This window comes from Kitasatospora sp. DSM 101779, assembly GCF_025655475.1.
In the GTDB taxonomy this organism is placed as follows: Bacteria; Actinomycetota; Actinomycetes; order Streptomycetales; family Streptomycetaceae; genus Kitasatospora.
The window spans coordinates 824,076-840,411 of record NZ_JAHTIK010000001.1; the positions used below are offsets into that span (position 1 = coordinate 824,076).

The following is a 16,336-nucleotide window of genomic DNA, read 5'->3' on the forward strand; positions in this document are numbered from 1 at the left end:
TTCACACTCTCGGTAGTCGTGGACAGGGTTTTCTGCACATTGTCCGGCGCTGCGGATCACCCGCTTCGTTCAGCGCTGTCCCGCCGGTTTCGGGCTCGGTGAGGCGGATCCCGCAGGCAGCGCGGAAAGTCCGCCGTAATTGACCAGACGGGTGTCCTCAAGCACCGTCATGTGGTCGAGGACCGTGGAATTCGCCACGGTCGCGAGATCCCGGACGGTGGAATTCTGGGTACTGGCGCGCACCTGCGCGACCACGGCGAAGACCTGGCCGTGGGCATTGCGCACGATGTTCGCGAAGAGCCTGTCGAACTCGGCGCCCTGGGCCGCGTCCAGCTGCTGCAACCAGCCCTTCTGCTGGTCGTTCGGCTCACTGGGGACGTCCATGCCCAGGGCCGCGGCCGCCTCCAGGTCGGCCCGGTCGAGCGCGGTGTGCCCGTCGACCAGGTGCTGGCCGGCGGTCTTGACCTCGGGCGTGCCGCCCTTGGCCAGGGCCATCCGGCCCGCGGGGATCTCCCAGAGTCCGGCCAGCCGGACCCGTTTGACGAAGTCCCGGTCGAGCGCCGTCAGCGGACCGGTCGCGGTCTGCGTCGTCGTTCCCGGGGTTGCCCCGCCCGCCTGGGGTGTCCGGTAGGAGCCCGCCGACTTCACGACGGGGACCACCAGGGCCGTGACCGTGGACATCATGGCCACGATGATCGCGAGGGTGGCGAACGACCGCGGAAGGCGGCTCACCCTGGGCAGGCCGTACACGCCTTTCTCGGATCCGCGTTTCTTCCTGGAAGATGACATCAATTTCCTATCACGCCGGAATGGGTGATCGCACCGGCCGCCGCCGGTATTCCTTTCGGACTTTCCCGGCGACCTCGGTGAAAACCCTACGGAACGCGGGGGCGGCCGTCGGATCATTCATCAACAATGGACAGGTTTTTCGAACGGCCGCGGATCCCGGTCGAAGGTCACGGAATCCCGGTGCGATCGGGGCGCGCAGCGCTCAGCGGCTGCTGCGGCGGACGTCCTGGCGGGCGCCGAACGTCCGGTGCGGGGGCAGTTCCTCCGCTCTGCGGCGCAGCCGGGCGCATTCGGCGGCCGTGCCGTGGATCTTCAGTGCCAACAGGATCTCGAAGCGGGCCTGCGAGGTGCGCAGGCTGCTGCCGAAGATCCGCTCCAGCTTGCGGAGCCGGTAACGCACGGTCTGCGGGTGGATGCGCAGCAGCACCGCCGCCTCGGTGGCGCCGCCGCCCTCCAGCCACGCGAGCAGGGTCTGCTCCATCCGTTCGCGCTGGCGCGGCGTCAGGTCGTTCAGCCGGCCGAGCCACTTGGCCGACAGGCGGCCGGCCAGCAGCGGGTCCTGGAGCAGGAGCACCTTGGCCAGGTGATCCTCGACGAAGAGGAGTTCGCCGTGGCCGTCCGGCCACTGCGGCCCCAGTGCGAGCAGGGTGCGGGCCCAGCGCAGGGACGCTCCGGCCTCGGACCGGGAGACCACCGGGCCGACCACGGCGGCCCGGCCCTGCAGCCAGCGGGTGAGGTTCCGGCGCATCCCCGGCGCGGGGTCGGGGATCAGCAGGTAGGGCTCGGGGCCGTGCAGGTAGGCGACGACCTTCGCGCTGGAGAGGCCCGGCGGGGGCGGTCCCGGTACGGCGGAGAGTGCCACCGCCTGGGCGACTCCGGGGCCGGCCTGCAGCTGGGGCTTGTCGGCGGGCGCGGACGGCCTGCGTCGGACGAGTTCGCCGCGGCCGCCGCCGGGCAGGGTCAGTGAATCCACAGCGCCTCCCTCCACGGCCTGCCGGAGCTGCACCGAGGGGGGCGGTCGCCGGGCTTCGCGGTGTCGGCGCGGCGGCCGGACGGGGTGGGCGTCCTGTGCGCGGGGGCGCCGGACGGGCCGGGTGTCCGCCGCACGGATGCGTCGGACGGGGAATGCACTGCCGGTCGACCGCTGGGGCAAGCGTGCACCGGACCACCTCCCGGGGGAACTGCCGGCCACGGGCGGGCCGGTCACCGTGAGAAGAGGGCCGGATCGAGGTTTCGTCCCGCGCCTTTGCCAATCCTTTACTCTTTGCCGGATTCCGGTCCGGGCCGCGCCCCGGCGGCCGCCGGCCGGCCCGACTGCTCGTCAACCCGGTTGCGGCACACGGAGAACGGCCGCACACGACCTGTTGATCTTGCAGGTGAACCGCCTGTGACACGGGCCCGGTGCACGGTACATTGCCGTACCGGCCGGGCCCGCGGGCTGCCGCGCCGGCCCCTGTGTCCCAACCCTCCGGACGCGAGCGAGGCCATGATGCGACTGAACCTCAATCAACTGGCGGTTTTCGCGAAGGTCATCGAGTGCGGGGGATTCTCGGCCGCCGCACAGGTGCTGTTCCTGAGCCAGTCCTCCGTGTCGAAACAGGTGCAGAACCTGGAGATAGCCCTGCGGACGCAGCTGGTCGACCGCTCGGGCCCGAAGATCCGGCCCACCCTGGCGGGCGAGGTCCTGCTGGCGCAGAGCAAGGAGGTGCTCGCCGTCGCGGACCACGCGGTCGAGGCCGTCCAGGCGGCCGCACTGCTGCGCACGGAACCCCTGGTCATCGGCAGTACGAGCACCGTCAGCGGCCTGTTCCTGCCATCGGTCCTGCGGGAGCTGCGGCGCCGCGAGCCGGCCGCCCAGTTCAGCCTCGCCATCGGCACCGCCGACCAGCTCGCCGAGGCCCTCGAGGAGGGCCGGACTGGCATCGGGCTGAGCGGCGGCCCGCTGCCGCCCGGCCGCTACCGGTCCGAGCGGCTCGCCGAGGACGACATGCTGCTGATCTGCCCGGCCGACCATCCGCTGGCGGGCCGGCCCGTCACCCCGTCCGACCTGTCGGGCGAGACCTTCCTGCTGCGCGAGTGCGGCTCCCGGACCCGCCGCCAGCTGGCCGACCTGCTGCACAGCTGGGAGCTGACCGGCACCCGCACCCTCGACCTGTGGGGCACCGAGGGCGTCAAGGAGGCCGCGCGGATAGGCCTCGGGGTCGGCCTGGTGCCGCGCCGTTCCGTCCAGCTGGAACTCCGGCACGGCGTGCTCGCCGAACTCGCGATCCGCCCGGCGCCCGAGCGCCGCGCCGTCGTCGCCAGCTGGACGCTGGCCCGCCCGCTCACCGCCTACGAGCAGCTGCTGCTCCCGCTCCTGCGCGAGGTCGCGGGGGCGACGGCCGAGGCGGCGTGACGGGCGGGGGCGCGGCCCCACGCCGACGGCGCGGGGCGATCTGCCGGCCGGGGACCGGGCGGCAGCGGATCGGGCGCCAGGGGACCGGGCACCAGAGGATCAGACGACGGGCTGCTGCTGGGTGACGCAGTGGATGCCGCCGCCACCGGCGCCCAGGCAGTCGATGTCGAGCTGCACCACCGTGCGGCCGGGGAACATCCGCGCCAGGGTCGCCCTGGCCTCGGAGTCGGCCGAGGCGTCACCGAGCTGCGCGGAGATCACCGCGCCGTTGCAGACGTGGTAGTTGGCGTAGGCGGCGACGAAGTTGGGGCCGCTGGAGCGGATCTTGCAGTAGTCGGGTCCCTGTAGCTTGGTCACCGCGATCGGGCGGCCGGCGACGGTCGTCGCGGTCGAGAGGATCCGGTACTGCTGGCGGACGTCGTCGGCCCAGGCGTCGGTGTCGGTGGCGAGCGACATCTGGCCCAGGCCCGAACCCGGGGTCAGGAAGCGCGAGGTCGCGTCGACACGGTCGTCGGTGATGTCCTGGCCGGCGATGCCCTTGAACCAGATCACCCTCGACGCGCCGTAGGCGGCGCACATCGCGGCCTCCAGCCGGGCCTGGCTCCGGCCGGGGTTGCGGTTGCTGTGGATGATGCTGCTGCGGGTGGCCATCAGGGTGCCGGCACCGTCCTGTTCGATGGCCCCGCCCTCCGCGACCAGGCCGGCCGCGGTGGAACGGGACGCCGACGTACGCGGCGATCCGCTGCGTGACCAGGGCGTCCTTGGCGTGGGTCTGCCGGCCGCCCCAGCCGTTTGCGGTGTGGCCCACATCCTCCATCGAACTGAAAATTCAGCCAAGACAACTCGGCCACCGATCCGCCGATCTCCAGCCCCCGCGGGCACGGACAGCGGAAAACGCCGTCCGGGATCGGTGCCGACATGGCCGCCAGCAGCATTCACCGCATGCGGCCGGGAGGGGCCGCACGCTGATTTTCCGGTCAGGAAATGACCCGGGCTCGGCTGGATCCGGGTGGAGTGGGCGCCCATGTCGGACCGTCAAACAGCGATACTCAGGGCCGCGACCCGCGTCATCGCACGGCGGGGCGTCCGCGGACTGCGCGTGGAGGAACTCGCCGCCGAGGCGGGGGTCTCGACGTCGCTGATCTACCACCACTTCGGCGACCGCGCCGGGATCCTGCGCAGGACCCTGGAGTTCATCAGCGACCGGGCCGACCGCTACACCGCCGAGCGCCCGGGGGCGCTCGAACGGGCCCGTGCCCGGCTCAGCGGCCGAGCCGCGCCACCTCGACCTCGATCGCCTCGGCCATCAGCGCCCGCGCGTGGGCGAGCGGCAGGCTCCCGCTGAGCCAGCGCATGCTCAGACCCTCCAGCAGCGCGGTCAGCCGCTCGGCCGCCGAGGCCAGCGCGGTGGCGGGAGTCATCGGCCGCACCCGGCCCAGCAGCTCGGCGATCTCCTGCACCCAGACCAGGGTCGCCCTGGCCAGGTCCTCACGCAGCGCGTCGTCGAAGACCGCGCTCGCCCTCAGCTCGCCCCAGGCCGTGCTGTTCTCCCGCACCTCGGCCGAGTCCTGCAGCTCCAGCAGCAGCGTGTGGTCGAGGTCCTCGCGGGGGCTGAGCGGCGGTGCGTCGGGGTCGCGCTCCGTCGTGTAGCGCTCCGCCCGGTCGTTGATGAACTCGAGCGTCTGGCGGAGGATCCCGGTGCGGTCCTTGAAATGGTAGTAGATCAGCGCGGTGGACACGCCGGCCTCCGCCGCGAGTTCCTCGACCCGCAGCCCGCGGACACCGCGCCTCGCGATCACCCGCGCGGCTGCTTCCAGGATTGATGTTCTACGAGGACTGGCCACGGTCGACCACCCTACTCGGCGGGACGCCCTGGTCAGCACATCTGCTGACCTTCTCATCAGCCATCGGATTCGCCTAATGTACCGACGTCGAGCTGCAGCTTCGTCGTGACAGCAGCCGGCGGTCCGAGCCGGTCCGCCCCGGGCGACGGCACTGAGTGGCCGGAGCGGCCACACATCCTGACCTATTCTTCAAACCGCCCGGCCCGGCTGCCACCGCCCCACCCGTCGCCCGCCCGTCCCCGAACCCGCCGGCGGGATCCGAGCGGACCCGGGAACTCACGGCCTCCCCGCGCCGACTGCTGAGGTGTGGAGACAACGGAGCCGGACACCCGGCCGCATCGTGTTCTGACGGGCTTCGTGCTGCTGCTCGTCCTCGTGTTCGGCGGGGCGTTCGCCCTGGGCCGGGCCGTCGGCCCGGTGGCACCGGGGCTGCGGCCCGCCACCGGCGGCACGCCCGGCACCGGTCACCCGGGCGACGGCATGCCGGGCCATGTGATGGGGGCGGCCCGGTGAGCACCGCGACCGACCGGGTGGTCACCGACCTGACCGTGGGCGGCATGACCTGCGCCGCCTGCGTCGGCCGGGTCGAGAAGCGGCTGGCCCGGATCGACGGCGTGACGGCGTCGGTGAACCTCGCCACCGGCCGTGCACGGGTCGTCCATCCGGCCGAGGTCCCGCCCGCCGACCTGGTCGCCGCGGTCGAGCGCGCCGGCTACACCGCCGCCCCCGTCCCCGACGGGCCGGCCGGGGCCGTCCCTGCGGAGGAGGCCGAAGGACGGCTCCGACCGGCCGTCACGGCCGCGCTTGCCGCGCCGGTGCTGACCGTGTCGATGGCGCCCGGGCTGCAGTTCCCGGCCTGGCAGTGGGTCTGCTTCCTGCTGGCCGTGCCGGTGGTGACCTGGGGCGCGTACGGGTTCCACCGGCGGGCCTGGCACAACCTGCGGCAGGCGACGGCCACCATGGACACCCTGGTGAGCCTGGGTGTCCTGGCCTCCTTCGGCTGGTCCGCGTACGCGCTGTTCCTCGGCGGCGCCGGCGCGGCCGACATGCGGATGCCGTTCTCGCTCACCGCGGACACCGGTGGCGCCGCCCACGTGTACCTGGAGGCGGCGGTCGGCGTGCCGCTGTTCGTGCTGTGCGGCCGCTTCCTGGAGGGCCGGGCCCGCCGCCGCGGCGGATCTGCGCTGCGGGCGCTCGCCGAGCTCGGCGCCAAGGAGGTCTGCGTCCGCGAGGCGGGCGTCGAACGGCTCGTCCCGGTGCGGCAGTTGCTGCCCGGCCAGGAGTTCGTCGTACGGCCCGGCGAGAAGGTCGCCACGGACGGTGTGGTCGTCGGGGGCCGCTCGGCGCTGGACGCGAGCCTGCTCACCGGCGAGAGCGTGCCGGTGGAGGTCGGCCCGGGCGACCGGGTCACCGGCGCCACGGTCAACGTCGGCGGGGTGCTGGTGGTTCGCGCGACGGCGGTCGGGGCGGACACGCAGCTCGCCCGGATCACCGCCCTGGTGACCGAGGCCCAGGCGGGCAAGGCACGGGCGCAGCGGGTGGCCGACGCGGTCGCCGGCGGGTTCGTGCCGTGCGTGCTGGCGGTGGCCGCCTGTGTGCTGGGCTTCTGGCTGGGCGCGGGTGGCGATCCGCAGGCCGCGGTCACGGCGGCGGTGGCGGTGCTGGTGGTGGCGTGTCCCTGTGCGCTCGGGCTGGCGACACCGACGGCCCTGCTGGCCGCGACCGGCCGGGGTGCCGAGTTGGGCGTGCTGGTGCGCGGGCCCGAGGTGCTGGAGGGCCTGCGCCGGATCGACACGGTGGTGCTCGACAAGACCGGCACCCTGACCACCGGGCGGATGGAGCTGGTGGAGGTCGCCGCGGCGCCGGACGCCGACGAGGCGGAGGTGCTGCGGCTGGCCGGGGCGGTCGAGGACCGCTCGGAGCATCCGATCGGGCGGGCGGTGGCCGCAGCGGCCCGGTTGCGCGGCGGGGCGGACCTGCCTGCGGTCGACGGGTTCGCGGCGACGGCGGGCCTCGGTGTCCGAGGGACGGTCGGGGGCCGGCGGGTGCGGGTCGTCCGCCCCGACCGCGCGCCGGGTCTGCCGGGACGCCTGCGCCGGGCGCTCGCCCGGGCCGAGTCGGACGGGCGGACGGCCGTGGTGGTGGAGCTCGACGGACGGGCGGCGGCCGTCCTGACGGTGGGCGACACGGTACGGCCTGGCAGTTGGCGGACGGTGCGGCGGCTGCGCGGTCTGGGGCTGGAGCCGGTGCTGCTCACCGGTGACCGGCCGGGCCCGGCCCGGGCCGTGGCGGCCGGGTTGGGCATCACCGTGGTGCACGCCGCGGCCTCGCCGGAGCGCAAGGCCGAGGTCGTCGCCGAGCTGCGGGCGGCCGGGCGGTGCGTGGCGATGGTCGGCGACGGCGTCAACGACGCGGTGGCGCTGGCCTCGGCCGACCTGGGCGTCGCGCTTGCGGGCGGCACGGACGCGGCGATCGGTGCGGCGGGGCTGACGTTGGTGCGCGGGGACATCGAGTCCCTGGTCGTCGCGGTGCGGCTGGCCCGGCGCACCATGGCGACGATCCGCACCAACCTGGTCTGGGCGTTCGGCTACAACGCCGTCCTGCTGCCGATGGCGGCCCTGGGCCTGTTGAATCCGATGCTCGCGGCGGTCGCGATGTCGGCGAGTTCGCTGCTGGTGGTCGCCAACAGTCTGCGGCTGCGCACCTGGCGGCCCGCGCGGGGTGTCCGGTGAACCGGGCGGCGGCGCTCCCGCCGGCGGCCGCGGCGACGGCGGCGCTGGCGCTGCTGTGCGGCTGGGCCTCCTTCGGCCGGGCGGGGCGGCCGGAGCCGGTCGCCGCCGGTGAGGGCCGGATCCTGGTCTCGGCGACGGGCACGGCGACGGCTGCGTTCTTCGTGCTGCGCAATGCCGGCGACGTGCCCGACGAACTGACGGGGGCGAGCTGGGGGCCGGCGGGCCGGGTGGTGCTGAAGCGGCACGTGCACCGTGGGGCGACCGGCAGTTGGGAACCGGCGGCGGGGCTGCCCGTACCTGCCCGGGCCGAGGTGCGGATGTCCCCCGAGGGTGTCGACCTGCTGGTCGTCCGCCCGCCGGCCCTGCGCGCCGGGGAGCAGGTGGAGTTCACCCTGCACTTCCGCCGCGGCCCGGACGTCAGGGTCCGGGCCGTGGCGGTCCCGCCGGGCTCCGCCGGGAGGTGACCGGCGGCGGAGGGTCAGGCGTCCAGGGGCTTCCAGGCCGGGCCGTCGCCGTCCTGCCGGACGTGTCCGAACACCACGTCGGCGAAGTGGACGCCGAACCCGATCGTGTCCGGCTCGGCGAGTTCGGCGACGAGCCGGCGGCGGTGCTCGGCGGTCCGGGCGAGGTCGTGGTCGAAGGCTGCGGACCACTCCGGGTGGTCGATCTGGATCGGCGAGTGCACGGCGTCGCCGAAGGCGATCAGGCGGCGTCCGCCGCCGGTGATGACGTACTCGGCGTGCCCGGGGGTGTGGCCGGGGGTGATCCTCGCGCGGACGCCGGGGAAGACCTCCTGCCCGTCGCCGATCGTCCGGACGTGCGGTGCGAGGGCGGCGACCTGTTCGGCCGCGCCCTGGGCCTCCAGCAGGTCCCGCCCCTCCCACTCCGGTCCGGAGACCAGGTGGTCCGCGTGGGCGAAGACGGGCCGGTCGCCGCCGGGGACGACGTGGCAGGCCCAGCCGAGGTGGTCGGAGTGCAGGTGGGTGAAGGCCACCGCCTCGATGTCCTGCGGTACGCGGCCGAGTTCGGCGAGGTTGTGCAGCAGGGCGCCGCCGTGGATGACGTCGAGCGGGCCGTCCGGGGCCGCCAGCGTCTGCGGGCCGAAGCCCGTGTCGATCAGCAGCGCGCGGCCGCCGTGCTCCACCAGCAGACCGCCGACGCTGCCCACGAGGCGGCCGGCGGCGTCCAGGTACTCCGGGTGCGCGGCCCACACCTCGGCGGTGCTGTCCGGGAGAAGCTGCAGCGGCCTGAGCCGCACGTCGCCGTCCGGCAGGTACGTCACCGTGGTGTCGCCCAGCCGGATCGACCGGATTCCCGCCGGCCGGTTGAGTCGTCCGTCCTGAGCTGCCGTCACGTCGAGCATGAGTCGCCTCCCATGAATGGTCGTCAGAGGCACGCCGCGGTGGGCCGCGGCGGCGACGCCCACCATATGCATCAAGTTCAAATCATTCAAGTTGCAAATATTTGGATCGGGAGGATTTGCTAGGCTGGGCGCATGACGACGTCCCCGCAGGCAGAGGCGCAGGCACAGGCCGTGGCCGAGCGACAGCTGTGCGGCCTGGTGAACGGGCTGGCCCAGCGCATCGCCGAGCACGTACGGGAGCGCGCCGCCACCCTGGGGCTGACCGCGTCCCAGGCGACCGCACTGCGGGAGATGAGCGGACCGATGACCATGCGCGAGCTCGCCGAACGCATGAGCTGCGAGCCCTCCAACACCACCTTCGTCGTCGACAAGCTGGAGAAGCAGAGCCTCGTCGAGCGCCGCCCGCACCCCACCGACCGCCGGGCCAAGCACCTCGTCCTCACCGCCGAGGGCACCGCACTGCGCGAACGCCTGCTCGCCCTCCTCGCCGTGGACTCCCCGCTCTCCGGCCTCACCCCGCAGGAGCAGGGCCTCCTGCACGGCCTGCTGGAGCAGGCCGTCACCGGCCGCTGAGCCCCGCCGCCCACGGCCCGGGCCGTCCGGCGCCCGGACCTGTGCGGCGTCAGGGCACCCGGAGGGTGACGGCCGCGGTGTGCAGCCGGCCGCCGGCCCGGAACTGCAGGAAGACCCGCCAGTTCCCCGGCCCGGCGAGCCGGGCGTAGAAGGTCAGCACCGGGCCGCCGCCGCCCGCGGTGACGGGCGTGATCGGGTGCAGGTGGGCCAGCGCCAGGTCGCCCTCGTGGAAGGCGCTGAGGTGGGCGTAGCTGCCGAGGTACGGCTGCAGGTCGGTGGCCGGCCTGCCGTCCGGTCCGGTGGCGGTGACGGTGAGCGGGAACGCCTCCTTCGCGGTCGGGTCGGCCTGGAGGGCGAGTGTGTAGCCGTCGGCCTCGGCCGTGCCGGACGCGGCGGGCAGTCGCTCCGCCGTGGCGGTGCCCGGCACCGTCACGGTGCGGCCGAGGACGTACTCCGTCCCCTTGCGCGGCCCGCTGTTCGGGGTGAACGAGGCGTACACCCGCCAGGCACCCGGATCGAGCGCGGCCAGGTCGGCCGTCCAGGTGCCGTCGCCCGCCATCACGGGGTGCAGGTGCTGGTAGCCGGTGAGGTCCGAGCGGATCGCGAAGAGGTGCATCCGCTCGGTCTGGGCCTCGGCGAAGTCGGTGACCGGCCGGCCGTCCGGACCGGTGATCACGAACGGGAGGCTCGTCGGGGTGGCGGCGGGGAGGCTGCCGAGGCGGGGATCCAGGCGGTAGCCGTCGCGTTCGGAGGCGAGCCCGTCGGTGCCGCCCATGGCGTGGGCACCGTGCTTCCCGGCCGCCGCCGGGGCCGCCGCCGCGGCGTGCTTGGCGACGGAGTGCCCCGGCCCCGTGGACGAAGCCGGCGCCGGGGTACCCTGCGCCGATGATCCCTGCGCGGCCACCCCCAGCAGGGCGGTCGCACCGACGGCCAGCACCAGGGAGCAGGCGAGCAGCGGGCGGTGGCCCTTCCAGTCAGTGGTCACGGTGCGCCTTTCGAGCGTGCTGCCGGGGGACGGTGCGTCCGCGCGTTCTCCGGCCGGTCCGGCCGCGTCACTCAGGAGATCCGCGGACGCGCCGCCGATAACGGAAATCTCCGGGTTTCGGACGATCGGCTGTCGGGGCGGCGGCCGGGCACCGACCGGGCCACGGGCCGCCGGGCCCCGGCTGCCGTGCAGGTGCTCCGCGCATCACCCACGATCGGGGGGAGGACTCGTTCGCCGAGCCTGGAGGTCCCGATGGAACACCGGAGCGAGGAGCACGGGAGCCGGCCGGCCGGCCGGCGGAGGGTACTTCGCGGGGTTCGCGCCCTGGATCGTCTTCGACGTGGTGGCGAGCCCGAGCACCTGGGAGTTCGCAGCCCTGGCCGGCCTGGTCACGGCCGTCCTGTTAGGACGGCCGGCCGCCGGGCGCGGGGGTTGGAAGATCCTGGACGTGGCCGGCATCGCGTTCTTCGCGGTCATGAGCCTGCTGGCGCTCGTCCTCGGCCGGGACGATCTGACCTGGCTGGAGACGTACGCCCAGGTCATCTCGTCCGGGGTGCTGGCGGTGGTGGCGTTCGGCTCGCTGCTGTTCGACCCGTTCACCGCCCAGTACGCGCGCGAGTCGACCCCACGGCAGTACCGGGACAGCCCGGTCTTCCGGCAGGTCAACCGGACGCTGACGGCGGTGTGGGGGCTGGTGTTCGCCGTGATCGCGGTGCTGGGGGTGGTCGCGGTGCACGTCGACCAGGGCGACGACTGGCTCAACTGGGTGATCCCGATCGCGCTGATCACAGCTGCGTTCACGTTCACCGCCCGCTACCCCGACGCGGTGCGCCGCCGGATGTCGGCGGACCGGGCCGCAGCGGGCGGCGAGGGGACGGCCGGAGCGGGCGGCGAGGGGACGGCCGGAGCGGGCCTGCGGGACGGCCGGGGCGAACGACCGGGCCCCGGCTGACCGCACGTTCACCGCACGGCTCGGCGCCCGGCCGGTGCGGCCGGGCGCCGAGCCGTCACAGCCGCTCGGGGACGGGGTTGCCGACGGCCTCGACGGCCCGGCGGAGGGGGACCTTCACCAGCACGGCGAAGCCGATGACGAAGAACACCAGCAGAGAGATGATCGCCGAACGGTAGCTGCCGGTGATCTGGTACGCGAGGCCGAAGACCAGCGGGCCCATCCAACTGGTGCCGCGGTCGCTGACCTTGTAGAAGCTGAAGTACTCGGCCTCCTTGCCGGCCGGGACGAGGTGGGAGAACAGCGAGCGGGAGAGCGCCTGGCTGCCGCCCAGCACCAGGCCGATCATGCAGGCCAGGGCGAAGAACCAGATCGGCCGGTGGGCGGGCATGACGTACCCCAGGGCGAGGGTGAACACCCAGGCGACCAGCGAGCCGAGGATGGTCCGCTTGGCGCCGTACCGGCCCGCGATCCGGCCGAGCAGCAGCGCGCCGCCGATCGCCACGATCTGGACCAGGAGCACGGCGGCGACCAACGAGGTCTGGTCCATGCCGAGTTCCTCGCTGCCGTAGAGCGAGGCCTGCGAGACGACGGTCTGGATGCCGTCGTTGTAGCAGAGGAAGGCGGCCAGGTAGAGCAGCGTGAGCGGGTACTGGCGCATGCCGCGCAGGGTGCGGGCGAGTTCGCGCAGGCTGCCGGCGGCGGGCCGGTCGGGTGCGGCCGCGGCACGCTCGGGCCCGGCGCCGGCCCGGGAGGGCAGCCGCAGCATCGGGACGATCGTGAACAGCGCCCACCACAGGCCGGCCGAGGCCAGGCAGATCCGCACGGCGGTGCCGGACGACAGGCCGAGCGCGTCGTGACCCTCGAACAGCGCCAGGTTGGCGATCAGCAGCAGCCCGCCACCTGCGTAGCCGTACGCCCAGCCCTTCGAGGAGACGGCGTCGCGCTCGTCGGGGGTGGCCAGGCGCGGGAGGTAGGCGTAGGACAGCGCCACCGACACCGCGTACGCGATGTTGGCGACCACCAGCAGTGCGCCGCCGAGCAGGTAGCGGTCGCCACCGAGGAAGAACATCCCCATGGTGGCGATCGAGCCCACGTAGGCGAAGCCGCACATCAGTTCCTTGTGCCGCCCGGTGCGGTCCGCGACGGTGCCGGTCACCAGCATCACCGCGACCGACACCAGCACGGAGAAGGAGACCGTGTACGGGAAGAACGACCCCGCACGGATCGAGAGGCCGAGCGGGTGCACGTCGCCGGCCGCGTCGGCGGCGTTCTTGGCGACGGAGGTCAGGTACGGCCCGAGGAACACCGTCAGGACGGTGGCCGAGAAGGCCGCGTTGGCCCAGTCGTTGATGTACCAGCCGAACTGCATCCGGCGCAGGGCGTGCCGGTCGGCCGAGGTCTCGAGGTGGTCGGGCAGTTGGGCCGCGGTGCTCATGGGGCTCCTGTTTCCGTGCCGGAGCCGGTGCTGCCGTCGTTCCAGCAGCCGCGCTCGCCGAGGACGTCCCGCAGGACGTCGATGCGATCGGCCATGATGCCATCCACGCCGAGGTCGAGGAGAGCCCTGATCCGTGTGGGATCGTCCACAGTCCAGACGTGCACCTGCAGGCCGAGGCGGTGGGCGGTTCGGACGAAGGCCCGGTCGACGACCCGCAGCCCCCGGTGCCGCTCCGGCACCTGTGCGCACACCCCGGCGAACGGTGCCCCGCTCCCCCGCAGCAACGGCCCGGTCAGCGAGCGCAGCCGCAGTCGGGCCACTTCGCGGGGGCCGAGCGAGGTGGCCAGGCGGGGGCCGGCGGCGGCGCGGACGGCGGCGAGGCGGCTGTCGGAGAACCCGCCGACGCAGACCCGGTCCCAGGCGCCGGTCCGGCGGATCGCCTCGACCAGCGGCCCGACGGCCTGCACCGCCTTGACGTCGATGTTGAAGCGGGCATCCGGGAAGGCGCCGAGCAGGTCCTCCAGCAGCGGTACGGGCTCGGTGCCGCCGATCCGGGCCCGCCTGACGGTGTCCCAGGGCAGGTCGGCCACCGCCCCGGTGGAGTCGGTGACCCGGTCGAGGCGGGAGTCGTGGAAGGCCACCAGCACGCCGTCGGCGGTGGCGTGCACGTCCGTCTCCAGGTAGCGGTACCCGAGCGCGACGGCGGCCTCGAACGCGGCGAACGAGTTCTCCGGATGCCCGAGGTCACCGCCCCGGTGGGCGAAGGCGAGCGGCCCCGGTTGGTCGAGGAAGGGATGCATGTGGTGCTCCGAGGTGCGGGAGGGCCCACGCGAGGCCGGACGGTACTGCCCGCTCCGACGGTGTCTCGGACCGCGCGCGTTACAGTATGACGCAACCTGTCAAGCAGTAACGCGCGGTGTGCCGGAGCGGGCCGGGGAACGGCCCGGCCGCCCGGCCCCGGGCCCGGCTCAGCCCCGGGCGACGGCCTGCCGGGTGCGCCGGGCGAGGCCGTGCAGACGCTGGACGGCCACGAAACGGCGCATCCGATCGGCCAGTGTCAGGCGGTACTTGAGCCACAGCTGGGTGCTCAGCCCGGCCAGCCGCTCGGGGCCGATGGCACGGAGCAGCCGGCTGACGTGGCGCTGGTAGGCCTCGCGGTAGGCGTGGTCGCCGTCCGGGACGGACCAGAAGAACATCGGGATCTCCTCGACCAGGCAGTTCCGGTCGTAGGCACGCAGGTGCTCGGCGAACACCGGCTCGGGCCGGCCGAGCAGCCACTCCCGGACGAGTTCCATCGACCGGACCCGGTCGACCAGGCCGCGCGGGTCGGTCTTCTTCTGGGTGATCGACAGCTCGCCGTCCTCGCGGACCCGCCAGTGGTAGATCGGATCCGCCAGCACGTCGACCCGCTCGGCGAGGAAGTGGTGGGGCACGCTGACCGGCGCGTCCTCGTACAGGATGCCCTCGGGGTAGAGGAGGCCCGCAACGTCGAAGAACGAGCGCCGGTAGACCTTGTTCCAGGCGGTGCGGTCGGTGACCAGGGCGGGCAGTTCGCTGACGTGGGTGCGCAGCCGGGTCTCACGGAACGGGCGCCGGTGGGCGTGCGAGGGGGTGAGGCCGTCGCTCCGCAGCCGCATCGCGTTGCCGGCGGCGAAGTCGGATCCGGTCTCGTCCAGCGTACGGATCATCAGCTGGTACGCGTGCGGCGGCAGGGCGTCGTCGCTGTCGACGAAGGCCAGGTACTCGGTCCCGGGGGTGACGTGGCGCCAGCCGGTGTTGCGGGCGGCGCCGAGACCCTTGTTCTCCTGCCGGACCAGTCGGAAGCGGGGGTCTTCGGCGGCGTACGCCTTGGCGATGACGGGGCCGTCGTCGGTCGAGCCGTCGTCGACCATCACGCATTCGAAGTCCTCGAAGGTCTGGGCCGCGATCGAGTCGAGGCACTCCTTGAGGTAGCGCTCGACGTTGTAGATCGGAACGACGACGGAGAGGCGCGGCGCCATCCAACGGCCTTTCGCTCAGGGGCGGACGCGCCGTGCGGGCGCCGACCAACGATCACCGGAAGTGCATGGTCGCCACCGGTGGCGGCCCGAGCGTAGGGAACGCGTGCGACCGCCGGGTGAACGGCGGTTGGCGTCGCGGAGCTGCGGCGCGGTGCGACAGCGGGCGGTACCGGCCCCTGTACCGGTGCGCCCGTCCGCGCGGGCGGCCGCGCCGCGGGCTCGCGTCAGCCGGTGGCGCCGGGCCGGAGGTCGCCGAGGAGCTCGGCCCTGCCGGCGATCACGTCGGTGAGGATGTGCCGGGCGACGGCGAGGAGTTCGGCGACCTCGGGGCTGGTGATCCGGTAGATCACGGTGGCCCCGTCACGCCGCGAGGTGACGACGCCGGCGCGGCGCAGGACGGCCAGCTGCTGGGAGAGGTTGGAGGCCTCGACGCCGACGTCGGCGAGGAGTTCGGCGACGGCGTGCTCGCGCCGGCTGAGCAGTTCGAGGACGCGGATGCGCACCGGGTGGCCGAGGGTCTTGAAGAACTCGGCCTTGACCTGGTACAGCGGCACGGCGGCGACGGAGGACTGCCGGGGTCTGCCGACTGGCATGGATCACCGTCCGTGTCGAGAGTCGATCAGCTGCTGTTTCGAGGGTATCAACGCAGGTCGGGACGGTGGTCGGCGACAGTCTTCCGGTGGCGCGGGCGTCCCGCCCGACAGGCACATTGCACATATTTGCAACTGATAAACTCAATGATACCGGCGGTGCTTCGACGGCGCTGCCGTCCCGGGCCCGCTGCGCTATGGGGGTGCGGCGGGCCCGCCCCCGCCTTTTCGAGGTGCGCGCGATGGACGACGAGGGCCGGGCTCCGTCCCTGGTCCCGGTGGACCAGGAACCTGTGCAGGCACTGACCCTGCTGGCCGGGCTCGCCCCGGGGTGCCTGCTGCGACCGCCCGGTGGCACGCCGCCGACCGTCGTCCGGCATCTCGTCGAGGGCCGCCTCCTCTACCTCCGGGTCCGCTTCCCGGGCGGCATCCCCGTCTGTCCCGGCCGGCTGACCTACCAGGCGCAGCGGATCGATCCGGAGGGGCACTCCGGGTGGTTGGTGCTGGTGACGGGACCGGTACGACTGGTGGCGGAGCCGGACGAGCGGGACCGGCCGCGGATCCCGGTGGGGCCGTGGTCCGGCGAGGCGGACCAGCTGCTGTTGCTGGTGCCGGAGCGGCTGTCGGTGTTCCGGCTGGCCGGCGTCCTGGACTGACCTCCCGGGTTCGCGTCCGCCG

General features: G+C 73.6%; 17 protein-coding genes and 1 pseudogene. 8 read left to right on the top strand and 10 right to left on the bottom strand.

All coding sequences use genetic code 11. The features are described from left to right. Positions 1-69 precede the first annotated feature (69 nt). Both KSNIM_RS03895 and KSNIM_RS03900 read right to left on the bottom strand, forming a co-directional pair. Positions 70-732, bottom strand: coding sequence for a DUF4142 domain-containing protein (locus KSNIM_RS03895; protein ID WP_263101798.1), 663 nt, complete (start codon positions 730-732; stop codon positions 70-72). A gap of 259 nt (positions 733-991) precedes the next feature. Continuing rightward, positions 992-1,762: a PucR family transcriptional regulator gene (locus KSNIM_RS03900; RefSeq protein WP_263101799.1), complete on the bottom strand. Its 771-nt coding sequence runs from the start codon at positions 1,760-1,762 to the stop codon at positions 992-994. A 513-nt stretch (positions 1,763-2,275) separates the two neighbouring features. Between KSNIM_RS03900 and KSNIM_RS03905 the strand changes: the two genes are divergently transcribed. Further along, positions 2,276-3,184 (top strand): LysR family transcriptional regulator, encoded by a 909-nt coding sequence (locus KSNIM_RS03905; protein WP_263101800.1) that lies wholly within the window; start codon positions 2,276-2,278, stop codon positions 3,182-3,184. Between the two features lie 99 nt (positions 3,185-3,283). Here the strand turns inward: KSNIM_RS03905 and KSNIM_RS03910 are convergent, their stop codons facing one another. Next, positions 3,284-4,210, bottom strand: coding sequence for an agmatine deiminase family protein (locus tag KSNIM_RS03910; protein ID WP_317633987.1), 927 nt, complete (start codon positions 4,208-4,210; stop codon positions 3,284-3,286). Here KSNIM_RS03910 and KSNIM_RS03915 point away from each other — a divergent pair. Then, positions 4,209-4,415: pseudogene (locus tag KSNIM_RS03915) on the top strand (helix-turn-helix domain-containing protein); the annotation flags it as partial. The gene KSNIM_RS03910 and the pseudogene KSNIM_RS03915 overlap by 2 nt on opposite strands. A 31-nt stretch (positions 4,416-4,446) precedes the next feature. Here KSNIM_RS03915 and KSNIM_RS03920 read toward each other — a convergent pair. Then, positions 4,447-5,001 (bottom strand): TetR/AcrR family transcriptional regulator, encoded by a 555-nt coding sequence (locus tag KSNIM_RS03920; RefSeq protein ID WP_263107822.1) that lies wholly within the window; start codon positions 4,999-5,001, stop codon positions 4,447-4,449. Between the two features lie 333 nt (positions 5,002-5,334). Between KSNIM_RS03920 and KSNIM_RS03925 the strand changes: the two genes are divergently transcribed. Genes KSNIM_RS03925 through KSNIM_RS03935 form a run of 3 tightly spaced genes read left to right on the top strand, consistent with a single transcriptional unit; the run spans position 5,335 to position 8,224 of the window. Continuing rightward, complete coding sequence (locus KSNIM_RS03925; RefSeq protein ID WP_263101802.1) at positions 5,335-5,541, top strand: hypothetical protein; 207 nt, start codon at positions 5,335-5,337, stop codon at positions 5,539-5,541. A gap of 44 nt (positions 5,542-5,585) precedes the next feature. Then, positions 5,586-7,760 carry a heavy metal translocating P-type ATPase gene (locus KSNIM_RS03930; RefSeq protein ID WP_263107823.1) on the top strand — a complete coding sequence of 725 codons (2,175 nt, stop codon included), beginning with the start codon at positions 5,586-5,588 and terminating at the stop codon, positions 7,758-7,760. Continuing rightward, positions 7,757-8,224: a copper chaperone PCu(A)C gene (locus tag KSNIM_RS03935; RefSeq protein WP_263101803.1), complete on the top strand. Its 468-nt coding sequence runs from the start codon at positions 7,757-7,759 to the stop codon at positions 8,222-8,224. The genes KSNIM_RS03930 and KSNIM_RS03935 overlap by 4 nt, the downstream gene beginning before the upstream one ends. A 14-nt stretch (positions 8,225-8,238) precedes the next feature. Here the strand turns inward: KSNIM_RS03935 and KSNIM_RS03940 are convergent, their stop codons facing one another. Continuing rightward, positions 8,239-9,123, bottom strand: a complete 885-nt coding sequence (locus tag KSNIM_RS03940) for an MBL fold metallo-hydrolase (RefSeq protein ID WP_263101804.1) — start codon at positions 9,121-9,123, stop codon at positions 8,239-8,241. Between the two features lie 132 nt (positions 9,124-9,255). On the opposite strand from KSNIM_RS03940, the gene KSNIM_RS03945 reads away from it, so the two are divergent. Further along, the gene (locus tag KSNIM_RS03945) at positions 9,256-9,696 is read left to right on the top strand and encodes a MarR family winged helix-turn-helix transcriptional regulator (protein ID WP_263101805.1); all 441 of its coding nucleotides are present in this window, start codon (positions 9,256-9,258) and stop codon (positions 9,694-9,696) included. 49 nt (positions 9,697-9,745) lie between these two features. Here the strand turns inward: KSNIM_RS03945 and KSNIM_RS03950 are convergent, their stop codons facing one another. Next, on the bottom strand, positions 9,746-10,681 hold the full coding sequence (locus KSNIM_RS03950) for a hypothetical protein (protein WP_263101806.1): 936 nt from the start codon (positions 10,679-10,681) through the stop codon (positions 9,746-9,748). Between the two features lie 340 nt (positions 10,682-11,021). Here KSNIM_RS03950 and KSNIM_RS03955 point away from each other — a divergent pair, with 340 nt between their 5' ends. Further along, a complete protein-coding gene (locus KSNIM_RS03955; RefSeq protein ID WP_263101807.1) occupies positions 11,022-11,633 on the top strand; it encodes a hypothetical protein in 612 nt (203 codons plus the stop codon). 55 nt (positions 11,634-11,688) lie between these two features. Here KSNIM_RS03955 and KSNIM_RS03960 read toward each other — a convergent pair whose 3' ends face one another. From KSNIM_RS03960 to KSNIM_RS03975, 4 genes are all read right to left on the bottom strand, one after another. Next, positions 11,689-13,068 (bottom strand): MFS transporter, encoded by a 1,380-nt coding sequence (locus KSNIM_RS03960; protein WP_263101808.1) that lies wholly within the window; start codon positions 13,066-13,068, stop codon positions 11,689-11,691. Continuing rightward, positions 13,065-13,868 carry a glycerophosphodiester phosphodiesterase gene (locus KSNIM_RS03965; protein ID WP_263101809.1) on the bottom strand — a complete coding sequence of 268 codons (804 nt, stop codon included), beginning with the start codon at positions 13,866-13,868 and terminating at the stop codon, positions 13,065-13,067. Before KSNIM_RS03965 ends, KSNIM_RS03960 begins: the two co-directional genes overlap by 4 nt. Before the next feature lie 168 nt (positions 13,869-14,036). Then, on the bottom strand, positions 14,037-15,068 hold the full coding sequence (locus tag KSNIM_RS03970) for a glycosyltransferase family 2 protein (protein WP_263101810.1): 1,032 nt from the start codon (positions 15,066-15,068) through the stop codon (positions 14,037-14,039). 224 nt (positions 15,069-15,292) lie between these two features. Beyond that, positions 15,293-15,661 (bottom strand): ArsR/SmtB family transcription factor, encoded by a 369-nt coding sequence (locus KSNIM_RS03975; RefSeq protein ID WP_263101811.1) that lies wholly within the window; start codon positions 15,659-15,661, stop codon positions 15,293-15,295. 239 nt (positions 15,662-15,900) lie between these two features. Between KSNIM_RS03975 and KSNIM_RS03980 the strand changes: the two genes are divergently transcribed. Then, entirely contained in the window at positions 15,901-16,314 is a 414-nt protein-coding gene (locus tag KSNIM_RS03980) for a hypothetical protein (protein WP_263101812.1), read from the top strand. Positions 16,315-16,336 lie beyond the last annotated feature (22 nt).